We start from the raw sequence: 16,297 nt of genomic DNA on the forward strand, positions 1-16,297 counted from the left end.
GTCAGTTCCCCTTTTCTTGGATAGAAGGTTCATGGTTCTTGATGGTGATTGCTCATGTGGCAGAGCGGCCGAGAAGCACGGCATCCTCAAGCGCCCAGCTGAGCGAGACGGTATCGCCGACGGCGACCGGCCGGGCGAAATATTCGCCGTCGTTGGCAATGACGGTGAAGTCGTCGCTGCCGGCGCCGATAACGGTGATCTTCACCGAAGAGCCGCGATATTCGATATTGGAGACGATGCCGTCGAAGCCGAGCGTCCATTCGGTCGCCACCTGCAGCCGCACACGGTCGGTGCGGATGCCGATATCGACGGGCTCGCCGACCTCCCTGCCCGTTCCGCGCACGGAAAAGCTCTGACCTTCCGGAACGGTCATGACGAGCACGCCGTTCTCGCTCGACGTCACCCGGCCGGATAGCACGTTGTGGTCGCCCATGAACCGCGCGACGAAAGCGGTTGCCGGCCGCTCGAACACCTCGCGGGGTGCCGCCGCCTGCTCGATCCGGCCGTCATTCATGATGACGATGACGTCGGCAAGCGCCATTGCCTCTTCCTGGCTATGGGTGACGTGCACGAAGGTGATGCCGAGCGACTTCTGGAGCTTCTTGAGTTCGGCGCGCATGCGGATCTTCAGGAACGGATCGAGCGCCGACAGCGGCTCGTCGAGCAGCAGCGCTTCCGGATCGGTGATCAGCGCGCGCGCCAGCGCCACGCGCTGTTGCTGGCCGCCAGAAAGCTGAGCCGGACGTCTGACGGCATAGGCCTCCATCTGCATCAGCTTCAGCATCTCGAGCGCTTTGGCACGCCGCTCTTGTTTGTCGACGCCCTTCATCTTCAGGCTGAAGGCGACGTTGTCGATCAAATCGAGATGCGGGAAAAGCGCGTAGGACTGGAACATCATCGCCGTGCCGCGCCTGGCCGGCGGAAAATCGGTGATGACGGCATTGCCGAGCCTGATGTCGCCCGACGAGGTGCTCTCATGGCCGGCGATCATACGCAGCGTCGAAGTCTTGCCGCAGCCCGACGGGCCGAGGAAGCAGCAATAGGAGCCGGCGGGAATTTTCAGGCTGATCGCATGGACCGCCGTCGTCGCGCCATAGACCTTCGAAACGGATACTATATCGATCTCTGCCGCTTTCGACATCATGCCTTCCCCTGTTTGGAAAAGAAGAATGCATCTGCCGTGCCAGACTCCATTGCTTAGAATAAGCGATTGTAAAATAACATTTTTATTAAAGCCGCAATTCAGGGAGTAAATTATAGGCGCAACGCTATCTGCACATGATTTAGGCTATCGTGCGCAATTTGTGCAAAACATCGTATACAATCTCACCACCATTTCGGGCACAAATTCTGCTTAACTTTTGCCGCGAAGCCGGGTATGGTTTGCCGACCATCAGGAAGTAAATTTCATGAAATCCGCCGCCAAGGCTCAGCAGGCCGAAGACTCCGCCGAAACAGGCGCGCAACAGATCCGCGATGCCATTCGCGAAGCGATCGTCGAGCGCAGGCTCTCGCCCGGCACCAAGCTTTCGGAAAGCGATGTCGGCAATCTCTTCAGCGTCAGCCGCACGCTTGCCCGCGCCGCCCTGCAGGCACTGTCCTATGAAGGTCTTGTCAGCGTCGAGAAGAACCGCGGCGCCTTCGTCGCCTATCCCTCGCCGGAAGAGGCTCGTCAGATCTTTTCCGCCCGCCGGCTGGTTGAACCCGGCATTTTGCGCGAGGCAGCGGCGCGGATCACGCCTGATGACATTACCCATCTGCGACAGCTTCTGCTGGAAGAAGGCCGCCTGATGAGCGAGCGTGGCCAGACGGCGCGCCGCGCCGAAATCAAGGCATCGGGCGATTTTCATTTGATGCTGGCGGCCATATCGGGAAACTCAATCATGCAGCGCTTCATGGAAGAGCTTGTCGCCCGATCGTCTCTGGTGATTGCGCTCTACGGGCAGTCGACCGCATCGAGCTGCGGCCATTCCGAACATGGTGACATCATCTCGGCGATCGAAGCCGACGAACTCGACCGCGCCTGCCAGCTGATGCTGCATCACATCGCCCATATCGAGGCAGATCTCGACCTGCGCGAACGCAAGAGCCTGGGCCTCAAGGAAGCCTTCGAACTCTGAACATGCAAAAGACGCGGGACGCGGATGCTTCACCGCGCCCGCTTCAAACGGGCTCTCGAAACGCTACCAAGGCGTCTTCTTCGGCAACATCTCAAAGGCAGCGAAGATATCCTCGGCGCTCATCGGCTCGCTCGAGCGCAGCTTAACGGTTCCGTCGCGTCCGATCAGGATCAGCCCGAACTCGCCGGACGGCGGTCCCTGCAGTCGATCGCGAATATCGTCGGCATCGAGTTCCCAGTCATCGTCGAACAGCGCAAACGCGCCGCCGCCGGCGATGCTGAACACCTCGACGTCTTCCTCGATCAACCGCATATGCGCCTTGCGCAGCCATTCGTCCTGGATGAGCGCGCGGTCATCTTGCGCATCTGCAAAGATGATCAGCACCCGTTTCCTGTCGCGAAACTGCTCGAGCGATTGCGGAAGCTCAGGCTCACGCCTGGGTGTACCGATGATTTCATGAACAATAGATTTCAGCATGGTGCTTCATTCCTCGCCCGTCACCACTGCATAATTCTTAAATCGGGATCGATTTAAGGATAGATTATGCAGCAATTCGAAGTGCCACAGCGCCCTTTGCGACTGTCGAAAAGGGCGCTGTAGTGGCGGGCTGTGCCTGCCGAATTAAACGGCTGGGAATAAGCGAGGTTCCGCCAAAAAGCGGAAAAGGATCGCAGCCATGGCCGCGATCCTCACTTTGTCAATCGCGGCCCTGGTCTTCGGACGCGTGGGCCGAAACGGCGACGAGATCTGCAGCCCCAGTGACGTGAAGGCGCTTGCGCACCAAAACGCGCATGACACGCGCCGCCGTCGAGAAGGTCATCTGGTCGAGCGGGCCTTCGCCCTCCCACGGCTTGGTCAGCCGTTCGGTGACGGCGCCGACGATGTTCATCGGCACGATGTCGGTGCATTCGCGCATGGCTTCGAAAACGAAGCTGATGGGCATGACCCGTCCTTCATAGGTCACGATCGGTTCGGTCAATTCACTGTCCCATTCCTCGAAGGCATAGAGCGCTTCGCGAAACAGCTGCTGGAGGTCGAACGGCGCATGGCCGTCATGAAGTGGCGGCAGTGCATTCATCATGTCTGTCTCCTCTTGATGGATTGAGGCCAAAGTCCTCCGGTATCGGTCGCGCCAAACGCGGGGAAACGGAACGTTGCTGCCCCTGCGAACCGAATAACACTATTGATTCTATAGAGTAACGCGCTGGGGTAAAGCCCATTTCTCCGCGCGCATGGAAGCGAATTCCATAACGCCATGATATTCTTGCATGTTTTAGTGGAAATTTTCTTGGCATGCGCCATCCGTCAAATGTTTTTGCCTCCCGCCTGAGATCGGTCCGGAATGGGACAAAGGGCAGGAATCGCTGCAAAATCACGGAACTTTCGGCGTTGTAATCTGTTTTGTTCTCACATTCGCCGAACCGACTGGGGTTACCACCAATGACGCAAATACGTGAACCGGAGCGCCGGAGCAGAATCCTGCGCGGCCGTCCCTATAGCCTTGATGAATTCGCCTCCAAATACGGCCTCCGAAACGACCAGGCTGAGAGCCTGTTCACCCGTTTCGGGCCCTCCTCGATCGAGCTCGACCTGCTGATGGCAGCCAAGCGCCGGCCGCCGGTTCAGCAGGACAGAATTGCCGAATAACGCTTTTGATGAATGGAATGGATAGATGAGCGACATACGCCACGAATGGATCAGCAAGAGAGCTTACGCGATTTGGGAAGAACAGGGCCGGCCCGATGGCCGCGACGACGAGCATTGGCGCCAGGCGGTTGCCGAACGTGATGCGCTGGAACGCACGCAAGCCTCTGTCGATGGTCGCGAGGTGCTGGTGAAGTTTCGTCCGAAACCGCAAAGGCCCGAAGTGCCGCGCCAAGATTGGGTCAACCCTGCGACAAAGGTCGGCTGAGCCTTATCTGCCTCCGGCTCAGCTCACGCTGAGCCGGAAGCGTGCTTGAAAATCACCCTGCCACCACATCGGGAAATTGGTTCCCCACTTATTGTTGTGCAGATTGAAGCGGATGCCGGCGGTAAAATCCGGCAGCGTCCTGCAAAACGTCATGAAATCCAAGCCTTGCGGCGCAACGAGCGGCGCATCGAAGGTTTCGATCGTCAGCGGACCATCGGCAAGATCACGGCGTGCTGATGTCACCGCCTGTAATTGCCCACCGCCGCTCGTCGCAATATTTCCCGATCGGTGCCAGAGGCCCATCTTGTGGAAATTCCAGTCCCCGGCACCATCAGGCGTGAAGGAAAGGAAGCTGGCCTCCGGCATGCGGTTCGCCGGCTTGTCATGCAACGTCAGACGCAGGTCGAGACGATCGCGCTCGGCGGTGAAATGCAGCATCACATGCGGCGGCGCGCCGTATTTCTGCACGGCCTCGGCCGGCATCGACAGAAGGATGCACGCCCCTTGGGTCGCTTCCAGCGCTGGCAGAAAACCCTTCGAAAGTGCTGCTCCCGACCGGGCAAGCCCCGGCTTGTCGTGGTCGAGCACCGCCCATTCCTGGCGATGGGTCAGGTAGGTTTCCATGTGCCTGATGATGTCGTGGGCATCGTAGCTCTCATATCGATAGGCGATCAGCGAGCCGTTACGGCCGGAGATCGTCCGGCCGGAGGGCGAGGTGATTTCGGCGACATCGCCGCTCGCACCGTCGAGCGCGATCGACCAGCCGCCGGCCTGCAGGCGGAACTCCCGCCCGCCGCCTTCGATCACCGCAGGAGTGGTCAATTCGGCGAGCACGGCCTGGGCCGCCTCTCGGTCCGTCTCGTCGAGTTCCGAGACCGCCTGGTCGACATAGGCTCGCTGCTCGTCCCACGAGGCTTCGGTATAGGCGAAGCGATAATCGGATCGGCGCGCGGCCTCGAAATCGGACCGCGACCATGCCTTGTCGTCACGCAGATAAGATTTGATATCGACGCCGCAGGTATGCTCGGCCACCATCGCCAGTCCGCGCCCGAAGGCGAGACGCCGCGCGTCGAGCCCATCCGCCGCGAAACGGTCGTAGAGCCGCTGCAGCGCCAGGAAGCGCGCCGTCTTCACCGGATCGCTGCCGCTGCCATGGATCCAGCTGTCGCCGAGTTCCAGCTCGACGACAGGAAAACGCTCACGCTCGCTCCAGAGAATGACGCCGTAATCCTCGAGCGTCGCCGCGCGGATGACCGCATCCGGTTCGCGGGCGCGTAATTCGCGATGGGCCCCGGCCGTCTGCGGCACGCTCTGCGGCCCCATATTGTCGTTGGTATGGGCAAAGCTCAGCCCGTCCTCGAGACCGTCGGGGAAACAGGTCTCGCCATAGGAGCGCTGGTACATGACGACCACTTCCTCGCCGCCGGGCGCTCGCCAGCGGAAGATGTCGGGCACATCGGGCGGCGGCGACGCCGTATTGACGCCGAGATGCAGGAAGCGAATGCCCGCCTCGGAAAGCAGCGGCACCATGCCGAGCGTATGGCCGGGCACATCGGTCATCTTCGCCGCGATCGTCGTCTTGCCGAAGCGCCGGTCGAGCTCCTGCGAATAGGAAAGCCCGGCCCGGAAAAGGTCAGGCGACATCAGCTCCGTATGCGTGGTGAACGGCAGGCCGTGCCAGCGGATCAGCCCGCGCTCGATCGCCTGTTCCAGCGCTGCCACCTCTGCGGCCGAGCGCGAATTCAGATGGTCCCAGATCAGCCAGGCGCCCGTCGTCCAGATGAATTTCGGCTCGTCGGGATTTTCACCATGAAAATGGTTGCCCGTCTCGATCGCCTGCGGAATGAAGCGCTCGTGATATTGCCGGCGGACTTTCTCGGCATGGTCGGTAAAGCCGATATCGAGATGGGTCTTGAAGACCAGATGCACACGCTTTTCAGTCATTCCATTCCACACATCGGTGATGACATCCGAATCATTCTGCAGCCGGCGCTGTACAGGCAAGACGGAATGTAACCGTTTCCACAAACACCATAGCTCCTGCCGCAAACCCTCCGTCAACCAGTTTGGCACAAATCGATGAAATAATGCGGATTTCTTAACCATATATCCAGAACGCAGCGTCCGATCCTTTCGCCGTCAAATCGAATCACGACATGAATGAAGACGTGTTCATGGGCAATTTTGGAGAAAGGCGGACGATTTCCCTGCCGACCGGCGTGGGTGCCCTGCCTAAATCGCGGAGAAAGGGCTGGGCCGCTCTTCCGGGAGGTTCATCGTCAGAAGGCGTTGGTTTCCTGGCAGAGCGCCCGGTGAACTTCGGTCCAGAACAGCGCCAGCGGCGTGTCGCCGTTGCGTTCGGCAACGAGGGCGCGGATCAGCGCTTCGGAGCCTGCCATGTCCTGCCAGCTGGATTTCAGGCCTTTGGCGGCCTGTTGGCATTCGGCAATCGCGAATGGTCTCTTGCTGTCCATATGAGGTCTCCTCATGACAGCCGCTAGCAGACGGGACCCGGATTGTCATTCCCCGCATATGTGGGGATGCCTTGTATTTATGACAGCCCTCGCGGTAGGATTGAGGGAATTGGGGCAGTGGAAATGATTGAGAATACCTATAGTGAAAAGTTCGAGTCCGCTTTCGAACAGATTAAGGCTGCGGCCAATGTGGATGCCGCCATCCGCATTCTCCAGGCGGAATATGGCCTCGATTTCGTCACCTACCATCTCGCCCAGACGATCGCGGCCAAGATTGATTCGCCCTTCGTACGCACCACCTATCCGGATGCCTGGGTCTCCCGCTACCTTCTGAACAGCTATGTGAAGGTCGATCCCATCGTCAAACAGGGCTTCGAACGCCAACTGCCCTTCGATTGGAGCGAGGTCGAACCGACGCCTGAGGCCTATGCCATGCTGGTCGACGCCCAGAAGCACGGCATCGGCGGCAACGGCTACTCCATTCCCGTCGCAGACAAGGCACAGCGCCGCGCCCTCTTGTCGCTGAATGCCCGCATACCGGCGGAAGAATGGGCCGAACTCGTCCGCCGCTGCCGCAACGAATGGATTGAGATCGCCCATCTCATCCACCGCAAGGCCGTCTATGAGCTGCATGGCGAAAACGATCCGGTGCCGTCATTGTCGCCGCGCGAAATCGAGTGTCTGCACTGGACGGCGCTGGGCAAGGATTACAAGGATATTTCGGTCATCCTCGGCATATCGGAGCACACCACGCGCGATTACCTGAAGACCGCCCGCTTCAAGCTCGGCTGTGCGACGATCTCGGCGGCCGCTTCACGGGCCGTGCAATTGCGCATCATCAATCCTTGATCCCCTCATCTGAGGGGGCCCATCTGAGGGAATTTCCGAACCGGCCCGGCTGAACCATTCTGCCTTCCACGAACTTGAAAACGCTGGAGGGCAAAATGTTCGTTATCATTCAGGCACATGAGTATCAAAAATACGCTGCCGTACTCGACCAGATGTTTCGCCTGCGCAAGAAGGTCTTCGCCGATACGCTCGGCTGGGACGTTCCCGTCATCGGCCCCTACGAACGCGATAGCTACGATTCGCTCGCCCCTGCCTATCTCGTCTGGTGCAACGATAGCCGCACCCGCCTCTATGGCGGCATGCGTCTGATGCCGACGACAGGCCCGACCCTTCTCTACGACGTCTTCCGTGAGACGTTTCCCGATGCCGCCAATCTTATCGCCCCCGGCATCTGGGAAGGCACGCGCATGTGCATCGACGAGGAGGCGATCGCCAAGGATTTCTCCAATGTCGACGCCGGCCGCGCCTTCTCCATGATGCTGCTTGCGCTTTGCGAATGCGCGCTCGATCACGGCATCCATACGATGATTTCCAACTACGAGCCCTACCTCAAGCGCGTCTACAAGCGCGCCGGCGCCGAAGTGGAAGAACTCGGCCGTGCAGACGGCTACGGCAAATACCCCGTCTGCTGCGGCGCCTTCGAAGTATCGGACCGGGTGCTGCGCAAGATGCGCGCCGCCCTCGGCCTCACCCTACCCCTTTATGTCAGGCACGTGCCGGCCCGCTCGGTCGTGACCCAATTCCTGGAGATGGCAGCATGAATCGCCTCGCTGAAACCACCACGCAGACCGCAATACAGAAGGACATCGGCGCTCTCGAGCGCCATGTTCTCGCATCCCGCGACATCGCCACGCAGATAGGGGATCCCTTCCTCTCCTATCTCCTTTCGATGGCGCTGTTCACGATTTACGAGAAGAAGGCCCATCACGAGAACGAGGCGCTGAAGAGCAGCTTCAGCTGAGGGTGTGGTTCCCCTCCGCCCCGCCTGAAGACGAGCATGTCTCCCGGCGCCTCGCGCGCAGCCGCAAAAACAGTCCCCGTTTTGCGGCTGCGCGGCGTGTTTACGTCATCAGGGAATCGATCGTCGAAATCAGCGTATCGTGCATGTATGGCTTCGGCAGGAAGGCGGTATTGGCGGGCAGCGCCATCGGATCGAGCCGCACCATGCCCGAGGTGATGATGATGCCGATGTTCGGCCGCATCGCCCTCACCCGATTGGCAAGCTGGAGACCGTCCATCGAACCGGCCATGTTGACGTCGGTAAACAGGATATCGACATCCTGCCTGCCCTTCAGCACCACCAGAGCCTCATCGGCATTCGCCGCCTCCAGCGCTACATGGCCGACCTCCTCCAGCACATCGAGGATATTGAACCGGATCAGCGGCTCGTCCTCCACGGTGAGCACCACGGCACTGTTCGAAGCCACCATCTCCGATCGCCCTCTTCATGCGGAATGTCACTTGATAAGTGTCGCCCGCGCGAGAAGGTTCCAGTGGCCGCCCACGAATGCATCGTCCACAGATGCTTGCGCTCCCCGCTTGTGGCTCCTTGCAATTTGCGTTAGAGCGAACCGATGCTCGCGGGAACCATTGCCCCGGCATCACGGTGCCGCCACCGGCGCCAAGGGCCTGTAGCTCAATGGTTAGAGCCGGCGGCTCATAACCGCTTGGTTGGGGGTTCGAGTCCCTCCGGGCCCACCAACGTTCTAAGATGCTGTATGTAGCCGGACGCCGTAGCCGGACGCGAAAAACCGGAATTTTGACACTAGATTCCGGAATTTTCGAAATCCTTTGAAGCATGCTTGAGGGCGGTTTGATGGCGCGTCATTCGATGATGGTGGGAGCTGCGGACCTAGTCTCCACCAAAGTTCCCCGATTTCGAACGTACCTCAGCTAGATTTTCGAAATTTCTAATGATTGAATCATAAGCTCTTTTGGTTGCCTCGAGATCGACATTCAACGGAATGAAGACATCGCATTTACCAAGCAGTCTTCGCTGATCCCAATCCCACACTTCAAGGACACCGTTGAGTATATAGTCGCGAACAAATCGCATGACGCTTGCGTAGCTTCTGGCCGCCCCCTCCGATCCGTCGTCGGCCGTCCTCAGCCCATCCTTCACATTTATCTGCAGTCGTTCCTCTGCGAAATTCAGCCTCAGCACCATCTCTGTAAGGTTGTCATCAGAGGTGCACATGACAGTCGCACAGCCATCCGCAATCGCAATTACCTCAGAACGAAGGTTGGTTAGCGGCGCGAACCCTTCACTGCGTGCCAACGACACTGTAAGCCTAGGAAGCAGCGGCCAAAGATTCCGCTCCGGCGAGGCGCCTGCCTTTATGGTCGCCACGGCACCTTCGCCGAATATTTCGTAGAAGCCCTTGAGTTCGTATAGGTGCTCTTCCCAAATCGTTTGGCTGCTCTTCACACCGAAGTGGTGCTCGATACCTTGCTATAGGAAACGCCCTCCGGCGTCGCCAAGCCAATCGAGCCGAAGTATCGTTCAAGAGCGCCTTGATCGAGACCGTAGCCGTAGGCGTCCGCATATCCAATGACACCGGCTGTGCCCGAAAAGTCCCTTCACACAGTCCCGGGACAGAAGCAGAATTTCCCTGTCGCAGGTTGTTCTCCCTATAAACTTAAGTTCTCTACTGGTTGGAAGGACTTGCGACAGGACTTCTGCCTTGTTTTCCAAAGCCCTGTTCGTTGCCGCTTGCTGTTCTTTTGCCGTGGAACCCAAGCATTTCAATGCGACCTGACCCGGTGCGCGCCGGATATGGCATCCGCACCTCAAGGGGCCTTCTGCCAATGCAAGCTGCTGGCGCATATCGCGGATGTTCGCCGACCGAGCTTAACCTTCGCTCTGGATTCATGACCACACCGAGCCTCCAACTACTCCAGACTTGCAGTCAATCGGGTGAATGGGACCCTTTGACAGGCTGCGGCAACCTATATCGTCGTTGTTCAAATAAACGACATCTGGAGGAGTGGCCGAGGCAACCTTGATCGTGGCAGCGAGTGCTGGCGAAGGGGTTTTCAACAAATGACAAAATCTTGATCGACAACATCAGTTATCGGGACGCCTCCTCGGCCCTACTTGCCAGGATTATAAGGCCATTTTGGACAGTGAGGGGTGGGGAGATGCTTCAAGCTCGCAAACTATCGGCAGCCATGGCAGCCGTCTTCGTCATTGCCATGTCGGCATCGTCGTGCACCACGAGCTCAAACGACTCGGTGCAGACAGGTTCGGTCGGCTATACCGCGCAGAGCGGTGACTTTGCCCTTCGGCCTGCCTGCCGCGATGGATTCGGCAATGATCGTCCGTGTAGCTATTAGCGGTCGGAAATTAGAAGTCTGATTGCGGCGATAGGTCGACTCCGGCGATGGCCAGTAGCACACGACTTCGTCCGGCGGCATCATGCCCACTTGGCGCACATTCCTAATAGCTACAAGAACGCCCATCGCTCGGCCTGAACCCACCCCCACATGCCGGATTAAGCGGCTGACGCTCATAATAACCGCCGCCGATCGACGACGTCTGGTCGACGCTCCCGGACGATGTGCAGCCCGAAATGATCGCGGCAAGGCTGATCAGCGTTCCGGTCGCGATAAATGCGAAAAATCGATTCATCTGAGCTTCTCCTTCGGAGGCGCATGGTTTCACCCAAGCGGGCAATCTACCACGCCACGGCGAATACCGACGAGGATTTATAGCAGCCGACCGCCCTGGACGGCCGCTTCTAACGCCAATGTGATCACCTTTTGGGCCAGCCACCCTCAAGCCATGCACCGTCACATAACTGTCATGCAAAATTGCCCATTGTTATGGCAGCCTGGGCAAAATATATGCTGCCGGCTAACAAAAAAAAGAATGAGTGAACTGCCATGAGTGCCATACAGAAACTTTTCAACCGCAATCTCCTCACCCGTTTCGTCGCCGGTCTCGGTGCTGTTCCCCAACGTATTCGGGACGCACGCCAGGAGCGGAAGCCCGCCATCCATCCGTCCTTCATGGACGATTTCGGCGCCTAGTCGGACGATTGGCGCGGTCAGTAGACCGGCGTCCCGCGCGAGAGCGACCTCACATATCCCTGCAATGACATCGGATGTTGAAGCTGCCAGCGGCTCCTGATCAAGCCGCGGCGGACAACTCCTTCCGGAACCAGATCCGGTCGACGGGCCGGCCTCCGGCATGCCCGCTGACCCTGCCGAACTCGACATATCCGAGCTTCGGGTAAAAGTCAGGCGCTTGGGTTGAGAGCGTGTCGACGCAGGCCATGACGGCGGCGCGGCGGCGCCCTTCTTCTTCCGCCGCCGCCATCAGCTTCCGGCCAATGCCCCTCAGGCGCAGCGATTTTTCGACCCACAGATTGCCGATGAAAAGAACCGAGAAGGAAACGGACGCCGTTATTCCGGCGATAACCCTTCCGTTTTCCCGCCAGACGATGGCGAAGGCCTCACGTCTGATCTCAGCGCTCTCGTTGAAGGCGTTCAGGCCATCGGAAATCACGGTGGCGACCTCGGACGGGACGGGATCGAGCGTTTCGAACATTGTTTCCTCGTCGTCGATGATCGCCATATGATAGCGAGCCGTCGGTTCCGGTCCAGCCCGTTTCGGCTCTTAAGGGTCGGCAGACGTCCTCCGGGTTCAAGCTCCGATGCAGGCATCCCTGACATTTTTCTCTCGCTACGCATGCGCCTGTCTTTTCCGCCGCAATAGCTTCACAATCAACCGACAGAAAGCTCTTCCGGGAAACGACAACCAAGGAATGAAAACATGGCGCCGATCTATACCAGAACAGTCCTAATGACCGCCCTTTTGGCGCTGCCGCTTGCCGCCGCAGCGCCCGCCTTCGCGCAGGAGATGAAGCCGCGCGAGCCGGTGATTTCGGTGACCGGCGATGGCGAATCGTCCGCCGCTCCCGATATGGCCATCGTCAACCTCGCCGTCGTCAAACAGGCGAAAACCGCCCGCGAAGCGCTCGATGAGAACAACAAGGCGATGAACGACGTGCTTGCCGCGCTGAAGAGCGGCGGCATCGCCGAGCGCGACCTGCAGACCTCCGGCTTTTCCATCCAGCCGCAATACAATTATCCGCAGCCGGTCGACGGGCAACAGCAGCAGCCGCAGCTGATCGGCTACCAGACCATCAATTCGGTCACCGTCAGGCTGCGCGATCTTGCCAAGCTCGGCGCGGTGATCGACCAGTCCGTCAGCCTCGGCATCAACCAGGGTGGCGATATCCAGTTCACCAACGACAAGCCGGACGCCGTGATCGAAGAGGCACGCAAGGCCGCAGTCGCCGATGCCGTCAAGAGGGCAAAGACGCTGAGCGAAGCCGCCGGCGTCAAGCTCGGCCGCATTCTCGAGATCAACGAGAATGTGCCGCGCGCGATGCCGCAGCCGGCCTATCGCGCCACGATGATGAAGGAGGCCTCCGACGCTGCCGTTCCCGTCCAGGGCGGCGAGAACAATTACAATGTGAGCGTCACCGTGACCTTCGCGATCGAACAATGAGCATAACAGCACCGCGCGTCTGAGGAGGCGCGCGGCCGCTCGGTTCAATGTCATCTTCTGCTCCTCGGCCCGAGAGAACGCCGATGCCAGCCCCTCATCCGGCTGCCGCCACCAACCGGGGTCGAGCCACGGGTCTCAACCCGTCCTTCGGACCCCGTAAACGGGGCGAAGGGACCATGCCGCACCCTCTCCGTTCCCCACCAGCCCCTCGCAGGGCACGTCCCCTCTACCCGCGAGCGGGGAGAGGGTTAGGGTAGGGTTAGGGTAAGGGGCAGTCATTGGCGCCAACCGGACAGCCGGTGGCACAAGACCCACGATGATATCGGAGGAAAGAGCGCAGTCAGATTGAGCGCAAAAAGAAAACCGCCCTTGCCGATCCGGGGAGACTGGCAAAGGCGGTTTTTATAGCGCCGCGCATCTTTTCAGACGCGCAAAGGACGCCGTAACACTTTGAATTGCGGCATAATTTTACCCCTAAATCGATTCCGATTTAGGGAATTATGCAGTGCCGCCGCATCGGGGAGACGAGGCGGTATTCTACCTTGATATCAGCGGCGCAGGGCGGGGCAACCGCGCACATTGGCGAAGCTCATCTCATCGGGGCCGCGACGCGTCCAGCCCTGGACGATCACGCGGCGTGGCGTGATGTCGACGACGCGTGCACGGCGGAAGCCGTAATCCCGGGCCATATCTTCGGCGAGCCGCGGATTGCAGCCGCGCGACGGCCGGCCGTAGCCCGGCGGCGGGCGGCGGTAATCCTGCGGCGGACCACGGTCCGGCTCACCAATAATGATATTCAACTGGGCGGCAGCCGGGGCCACCGTGCCGGCCAGGGTACCGGCTGTCAGCATGACGGCAAGACCCGCCTTTGCCAGAAACTGCATCATCGAAAAACCTTTCGTTTGAAAGTCGGGCCGTCAAGCCCTCCCCATTAGTCCGCATTACGCCGAGGCGTCATTTGGGAATCATTCATACAGGCCGGAGAAGAGACGGCGGAAAGTGTCAGCGTCAAGGCAAAAACGGACCGGAAGCGCCGCATCGGCGCCTCCGGCCGCAGTCCTCAGCGCCGGATCAGCGGGCAGCCGCGGACATTCGCGAAGGTGATCCTGTCCCAGCCGCGGCGTTCGCGCCCGGCAACGACGACGACCCGCGGCGACATGCGGGTGATGCGGGCATCGCGCAGGCCGAAATCATGCGCCTTGCGCACCGCGTGCATCGGCGAGCAACCACGTATCGGACGATGGTATTGCGCCTCGACGATAAAGCTCGTCTGCGGCCCTGCGGCTGCCGCCGTGGAAACAGTGGCCGGAATGGAGCAGAGGGCGAGTAATGCGGCAAGTGAAGCCTTGGTCAGGAAATGCGTCATGGGGGGTGTGTCTCCGTCGATTGGTAATTCCAAGGTCTCCCTTCGGGGATTGTCTCGACAGTAAACGCAGCAAACTGAATGGCGTTCGAACCGGGCATTCAGTTTGCATTCAAAGAGCATGATGCCGACAAGTGTAAGCGGTTTCGGACGACATCATGCTCTCCTTCTTCGATCCAGATCCGGATGATCATCCGGATCTGGAATTAACCGGTTTCAGGTGCTGAGATGCAGCACGATTTCGCGCCGGTGCGGCCGGTCACGATGCTCGAAAAGATAAAGGCCCTGCCAGGTGCCGAGCATCAACCGCGCCCGGGTAACGGGAATGCCGATCGAGACTTGCGTCAGCGCCGCCTTGATATGCGCCGGCATGTCGTCCGGCCCCTCGGCGCGGTGCACGATCCAACCCATGTCAGGATCGGAGGCCGGTGGTATGAGGCGGCGGAAGAAGGAAAGAAGATCGGTGCGCACATCGGGATCGGCATTTTCCTGGATCAGCAGCGAACAGGACGTGTGACGCACGAAGACGGTGAGAAGCCCCTCCTCCCGCCCCGACTCGATGACGAAGGCTTCGGCCTGGTGGGTGAACTCGTAAAGGCCCTGTCCGCGTGTGGACAAGGTGAGGATCGTCTGGGGCAAGGCGCTCTCCCGCTTCGAGATGACATGTCTCGCGAGTTGGCGCGCTGACTGGCGCAAGTCAAGCTTGCGCGGGCAAGTCAAGCTCGCGTGGGCGAGTCAAGCTCGCGTGGGCAAGTCAAGCTTGCCGGGGCAAGTCAAGCTCGCGTGGGCAAGCCGATGATCGCTTCAGAAAGAAGAGAGGATGAAGCGCCGGTTGGCGGCAAGCACAGGCCGGGCATTCATCGGATAGAGCGTCGTGAAGGCTCTTATATCCCTTTCGTCGACCTCGATCGGCTGCCTCAGCACCATCCAATCGACAATCTCGCTGCAAGGCGGCGTCGTCAGCGACCCCTCATAGGACCAATAGGTGAGCTCTTTCGGCAGCAGGCCGTTCGGGTCGACATCGACCGCAGCCTCGCCGCCTGCCGTTTTCGGAAAGGCGGCCGCCAGCCGCGAGAAGCCGGGATTGGCAGCACCCGGTGTCACGAATACACCAAGCACCCCAAGCGTGCCGGTCTCTTTGTGCCTGTGGACGAAATGCGCCTCCATCGGGAAGCTCCTGCCGTCGACATGATGTTCACTCGGCGCATGGAAATGATACTGTAGCAGCTCGTAGCTGTTGCCGGCCCGGAAAGCCTGCTGCCACCGGGCATGTTGACCTGCATCGTGTGGCCGTTGTTGACGATCCTGCCACCGGCCTTCCAGTCGATCGCAATCGGCGGAAGCTCCGCCTTGACAGCACCGGTCAGATCGAGCGGCGATTGCTGCGAGCCGGCTGAACAGGCGGTATTCTCCGGCGCCATCGCGCCCCAGTGGTCCGGGCCTGACTGGCCCTCATAGCTCCAATGCGCGCCTTCGGCGGCAAAGCCAGCACCGGCACAGGCCGGGCAGGCGCCAAGCACGATCAGTCCCTTGATGAAATCACGTCGCTGCATGTCCGTCCCCCCACGGTGGCAACCGGCGGCCGGTCAAACCCCGTGGCGAGATTATGCGCGCTCATCAGGGAGAATGAAACGTCAAGCGCACAGCATTTGGAAGACAAGCATCAGAGCTTGAGCAGCGTCTCGAAGCCGCCGTAGATCATCCGCTTGCCGTCGAACGGCATCTGCCACTGGTCGCCCTTGAGCCTCGGATCGGCCATCACCTTGGCATTGATACCGTCGCGCTCCTGGCGTGAGCCGTAGACGATCCAGGAAAACACCACCACCTCGTCCTCCTTCGCCTGCACGGCCCTGGGAAAGGAGGTCAACTCGCCATAAGGCACGTCGTCGCCGATGCATTCGACATATTCGAGGGCGCCATATTCCTTCCAGATCGAGCCGGCGAAGGTGGAGAATTCCTTGTAGGCCTCGATATTCCCCTTCGGAACCGCCACGATGAAACCATCGACATAGGACATCTCGCTCCTCCTTTGCGTGTCTGCGCCCGGTTATCACCGAAGAG

22 protein-coding genes, 1 tRNA gene and 1 pseudogene are annotated in these 16,297 nt (G+C 59.8%); 10 read left to right on the forward strand and 14 right to left on the reverse strand.

All coding sequences use genetic code 11. The annotated features are described in order from the left end of the window. Positions 1-52: 52 nt before the first annotated feature. Positions 53-1,141: an ABC transporter ATP-binding protein gene (locus HFO99_RS29325; protein WP_222365174.1), complete on the reverse strand. Its 1,089-nt coding sequence runs from the start codon at positions 1,139-1,141 to the stop codon at positions 53-55. 268 nt (positions 1,142-1,409) lie between these two features. Here HFO99_RS29325 and HFO99_RS29330 point away from each other — a divergent pair, with 268 nt between their 5' ends. After that, positions 1,410-2,120, forward strand: coding sequence for a GntR family transcriptional regulator (locus tag HFO99_RS29330; protein WP_222365176.1), 711 nt, complete (start codon positions 1,410-1,412; stop codon positions 2,118-2,120). A gap of 63 nt (positions 2,121-2,183) precedes the next feature. On the opposite strand, the gene HFO99_RS29335 is transcribed toward HFO99_RS29330, so the two are convergent. Together HFO99_RS29335 and HFO99_RS29340 are read right to left on the reverse strand one after the other, a co-directional pair. Continuing rightward, the gene (locus HFO99_RS29335) at positions 2,184-2,597 is read right to left on the reverse strand and encodes a DUF4174 domain-containing protein (protein ID WP_131639542.1); all 414 of its coding nucleotides are present in this window, start codon (positions 2,595-2,597) and stop codon (positions 2,184-2,186) included. Positions 2,598-2,817: 220 nt separating this feature from the next. Further along, on the reverse strand, positions 2,818-3,201 hold the full coding sequence (locus HFO99_RS29340) for a hypothetical protein (protein WP_222247039.1): 384 nt from the start codon (positions 3,199-3,201) through the stop codon (positions 2,818-2,820). Between the two features lie 359 nt (positions 3,202-3,560). Between HFO99_RS29340 and HFO99_RS29345 the strand changes: the two genes are divergently transcribed. Both HFO99_RS29345 and HFO99_RS29350 read left to right on the forward strand, forming a co-directional pair. After that, positions 3,561-3,767, forward strand: a complete 207-nt coding sequence (locus HFO99_RS29345) for a hypothetical protein (RefSeq protein WP_222247037.1) — start codon at positions 3,561-3,563, stop codon at positions 3,765-3,767. 25 nt (positions 3,768-3,792) lie between these two features. Further along, entirely contained in the window at positions 3,793-4,032 is a 240-nt protein-coding gene (locus tag HFO99_RS29350; RefSeq protein WP_222365177.1) for a DUF2934 domain-containing protein, read from the forward strand. An 18-nt stretch (positions 4,033-4,050) separates the two neighbouring features. On the opposite strand, the gene HFO99_RS29355 is transcribed toward HFO99_RS29350, so the two are convergent. Continuing rightward, positions 4,051-5,976, reverse strand: coding sequence for a DUF5054 domain-containing protein (locus HFO99_RS29355; protein ID WP_222365179.1), 1,926 nt, complete (start codon positions 5,974-5,976; stop codon positions 4,051-4,053). Positions 5,977-6,311: 335 nt separating this feature from the next. Then, on the reverse strand, positions 6,312-6,506 hold the full coding sequence (locus HFO99_RS29360; RefSeq protein WP_017961375.1) for a hypothetical protein: 195 nt from the start codon (positions 6,504-6,506) through the stop codon (positions 6,312-6,314). 123 nt (positions 6,507-6,629) lie between these two features. On the opposite strand from HFO99_RS29360, the gene HFO99_RS29365 reads away from it, so the two are divergent. From HFO99_RS29365 to HFO99_RS29375, 3 genes are all read left to right on the forward strand, one after another. After that, the gene (locus HFO99_RS29365; RefSeq protein ID WP_011652863.1) at positions 6,630-7,355 is read left to right on the forward strand and encodes a LuxR family transcriptional regulator; all 726 of its coding nucleotides are present in this window, start codon (positions 6,630-6,632) and stop codon (positions 7,353-7,355) included. Positions 7,356-7,450: 95 nt separating this feature from the next. Further along, positions 7,451-8,116, forward strand: coding sequence for an acyl-homoserine-lactone synthase (locus tag HFO99_RS29370; RefSeq protein ID WP_003541559.1), 666 nt, complete (start codon positions 7,451-7,453; stop codon positions 8,114-8,116). After that, on the forward strand, positions 8,113-8,316 hold the full coding sequence (locus tag HFO99_RS29375; RefSeq protein ID WP_017961378.1) for a hypothetical protein: 204 nt from the start codon (positions 8,113-8,115) through the stop codon (positions 8,314-8,316). The genes HFO99_RS29370 and HFO99_RS29375 overlap by 4 nt, the downstream gene beginning before the upstream one ends. Before the next feature lie 100 nt (positions 8,317-8,416). On the opposite strand, the gene HFO99_RS29380 is transcribed toward HFO99_RS29375, so the two are convergent. Continuing rightward, the gene (locus tag HFO99_RS29380) at positions 8,417-8,785 is read right to left on the reverse strand and encodes a response regulator (RefSeq protein ID WP_222365181.1); all 369 of its coding nucleotides are present in this window, start codon (positions 8,783-8,785) and stop codon (positions 8,417-8,419) included. 195 nt (positions 8,786-8,980) lie between these two features. Here HFO99_RS29380 and HFO99_RS29385 point away from each other — a divergent pair. After that, positions 8,981-9,056: transfer RNA gene (locus HFO99_RS29385), tRNA-Ile, on the forward strand. Positions 9,057-9,207: 151 nt separating this feature from the next. Here HFO99_RS29385 and HFO99_RS29390 read toward each other — a convergent pair. Next, positions 9,208-9,783: a hypothetical protein gene (locus HFO99_RS29390; RefSeq protein WP_222365183.1), complete on the reverse strand. Its 576-nt coding sequence runs from the start codon at positions 9,781-9,783 to the stop codon at positions 9,208-9,210. 713 nt (positions 9,784-10,496) lie between these two features. On the opposite strand from HFO99_RS29390, the gene HFO99_RS33700 reads away from it, so the two are divergent. Then, positions 10,497-10,691 carry a hypothetical protein gene (locus HFO99_RS33700; RefSeq protein ID WP_261323372.1) on the forward strand — a complete coding sequence of 65 codons (195 nt, stop codon included), beginning with the start codon at positions 10,497-10,499 and terminating at the stop codon, positions 10,689-10,691. 103 nt (positions 10,692-10,794) lie between these two features. Here HFO99_RS33700 and HFO99_RS29395 read toward each other — a convergent pair whose 3' ends face one another. Then, the gene (locus HFO99_RS29395; RefSeq protein WP_017994759.1) at positions 10,795-10,986 is read right to left on the reverse strand and encodes a hypothetical protein; all 192 of its coding nucleotides are present in this window, start codon (positions 10,984-10,986) and stop codon (positions 10,795-10,797) included. A 254-nt stretch (positions 10,987-11,240) separates the two neighbouring features. Between HFO99_RS29395 and HFO99_RS29400 the strand changes: the two genes are divergently transcribed. After that, the gene (locus HFO99_RS29400) at positions 11,241-11,387 is read left to right on the forward strand and encodes a hypothetical protein (RefSeq protein WP_168344500.1); all 147 of its coding nucleotides are present in this window, start codon (positions 11,241-11,243) and stop codon (positions 11,385-11,387) included. A gap of 100 nt (positions 11,388-11,487) precedes the next feature. Here HFO99_RS29400 and HFO99_RS29405 read toward each other — a convergent pair whose 3' ends face one another. After that, entirely contained in the window at positions 11,488-11,934 is a 447-nt protein-coding gene (locus HFO99_RS29405; RefSeq protein WP_222365185.1) for a GNAT family N-acetyltransferase, read from the reverse strand. A 198-nt stretch (positions 11,935-12,132) separates the two neighbouring features. Between HFO99_RS29405 and HFO99_RS29410 the strand changes: the two genes are divergently transcribed. Beyond that, entirely contained in the window at positions 12,133-12,873 is a 741-nt protein-coding gene (locus HFO99_RS29410) for an SIMPL domain-containing protein (protein ID WP_222365187.1), read from the forward strand. A gap of 548 nt (positions 12,874-13,421) precedes the next feature. Here the strand turns inward: HFO99_RS29410 and HFO99_RS29415 are convergent. From HFO99_RS29415 to HFO99_RS29435, 5 genes and pseudogenes are all read right to left on the reverse strand, one after another. Next, the gene (locus tag HFO99_RS29415; protein ID WP_168272155.1) at positions 13,422-13,760 is read right to left on the reverse strand and encodes a hypothetical protein; all 339 of its coding nucleotides are present in this window, start codon (positions 13,758-13,760) and stop codon (positions 13,422-13,424) included. Between the two features lie 173 nt (positions 13,761-13,933). Next, positions 13,934-14,239, reverse strand: a complete 306-nt coding sequence (locus HFO99_RS29420; protein ID WP_222365189.1) for a hypothetical protein — start codon at positions 14,237-14,239, stop codon at positions 13,934-13,936. 213 nt (positions 14,240-14,452) lie between these two features. Beyond that, entirely contained in the window at positions 14,453-14,875 is a 423-nt protein-coding gene (locus tag HFO99_RS29425; protein ID WP_222302997.1) for a secondary thiamine-phosphate synthase enzyme YjbQ, read from the reverse strand. Between the two features lie 165 nt (positions 14,876-15,040). Next, a pseudogene (locus HFO99_RS29430) lies at positions 15,041-15,789 on the reverse strand (carbonic anhydrase). A 110-nt stretch (positions 15,790-15,899) separates the two neighbouring features. Next, positions 15,900-16,253, reverse strand: coding sequence for a DUF1428 domain-containing protein (locus HFO99_RS29435; RefSeq protein WP_222365191.1), 354 nt, complete (start codon positions 16,251-16,253; stop codon positions 15,900-15,902). Positions 16,254-16,297 lie beyond the last annotated feature (44 nt).

Origin of the sequence: Rhizobium leguminosarum (assembly GCF_019798305.1) — a bacterium.
Classification (GTDB): domain Bacteria; phylum Pseudomonadota; class Alphaproteobacteria; order Rhizobiales; family Rhizobiaceae; genus Rhizobium; species Rhizobium leguminosarum_U.

Coding starts and splice junctions, on each gene's coding strand:
- HFO99_RS29325 (WP_222365174.1), bottom strand. CDS start 1,141: ATGTCGAAAGCGGCAGAGATCGATATAGTATCCGTTTCGAAGGTCTAT.
- HFO99_RS29330 (WP_222365176.1), top strand. CDS start 1,410: ATGAAATCCGCCGCCAAGGCTCAGCAGGCCGAAGACTCCGCCGAAACA.
- HFO99_RS29335 (WP_131639542.1), bottom strand. CDS start 2,597: ATGCTGAAATCTATTGTTCATGAAATCATCGGTACACCCAGGCGTGAG.
- HFO99_RS29340 (WP_222247039.1), bottom strand. CDS start 3,201: ATGATGAATGCACTGCCGCCACTTCATGACGGCCATGCGCCGTTCGAC.
- HFO99_RS29345 (WP_222247037.1), top strand. CDS start 3,561: ATGACGCAAATACGTGAACCGGAGCGCCGGAGCAGAATCCTGCGCGGC.
- HFO99_RS29350 (WP_222365177.1), top strand. CDS start 3,793: ATGAGCGACATACGCCACGAATGGATCAGCAAGAGAGCTTACGCGATT.
- HFO99_RS29355 (WP_222365179.1), bottom strand. CDS start 5,976: ATGACTGAAAAGCGTGTGCATCTGGTCTTCAAGACCCATCTCGATATC.
- HFO99_RS29360 (WP_017961375.1), bottom strand. CDS start 6,506: ATGGACAGCAAGAGACCATTCGCGATTGCCGAATGCCAACAGGCCGCC.
- HFO99_RS29365 (WP_011652863.1), top strand. CDS start 6,630: ATGATTGAGAATACCTATAGTGAAAAGTTCGAGTCCGCTTTCGAACAG.
- HFO99_RS29370 (WP_003541559.1), top strand. CDS start 7,451: ATGTTCGTTATCATTCAGGCACATGAGTATCAAAAATACGCTGCCGTA.
- HFO99_RS29375 (WP_017961378.1), top strand. CDS start 8,113: ATGAATCGCCTCGCTGAAACCACCACGCAGACCGCAATACAGAAGGAC.
- HFO99_RS29380 (WP_222365181.1), bottom strand. CDS start 8,785: ATGGTGGCTTCGAACAGTGCCGTGGTGCTCACCGTGGAGGACGAGCCG.
- HFO99_RS33700 (WP_261323372.1), top strand. CDS start 10,497: ATGCTTCAAGCTCGCAAACTATCGGCAGCCATGGCAGCCGTCTTCGTC.
- HFO99_RS29395 (WP_017994759.1), bottom strand. CDS start 10,986: ATGAATCGATTTTTCGCATTTATCGCGACCGGAACGCTGATCAGCCTT.
- HFO99_RS29400 (WP_168344500.1), top strand. CDS start 11,241: ATGAGTGCCATACAGAAACTTTTCAACCGCAATCTCCTCACCCGTTTC.
- HFO99_RS29405 (WP_222365185.1), bottom strand. CDS start 11,934: ATGGCGATCATCGACGACGAGGAAACAATGTTCGAAACGCTCGATCCC.
- HFO99_RS29410 (WP_222365187.1), top strand. CDS start 12,133: ATGGCGCCGATCTATACCAGAACAGTCCTAATGACCGCCCTTTTGGCG.
- HFO99_RS29415 (WP_168272155.1), bottom strand. CDS start 13,760: ATGATGCAGTTTCTGGCAAAGGCGGGTCTTGCCGTCATGCTGACAGCC.
- HFO99_RS29420 (WP_222365189.1), bottom strand. CDS start 14,239: ATGACGCATTTCCTGACCAAGGCTTCACTTGCCGCATTACTCGCCCTC.
- HFO99_RS29435 (WP_222365191.1), bottom strand. CDS start 16,253: ATGTCCTATGTCGATGGTTTCATCGTGGCGGTTCCGAAGGGGAATATC.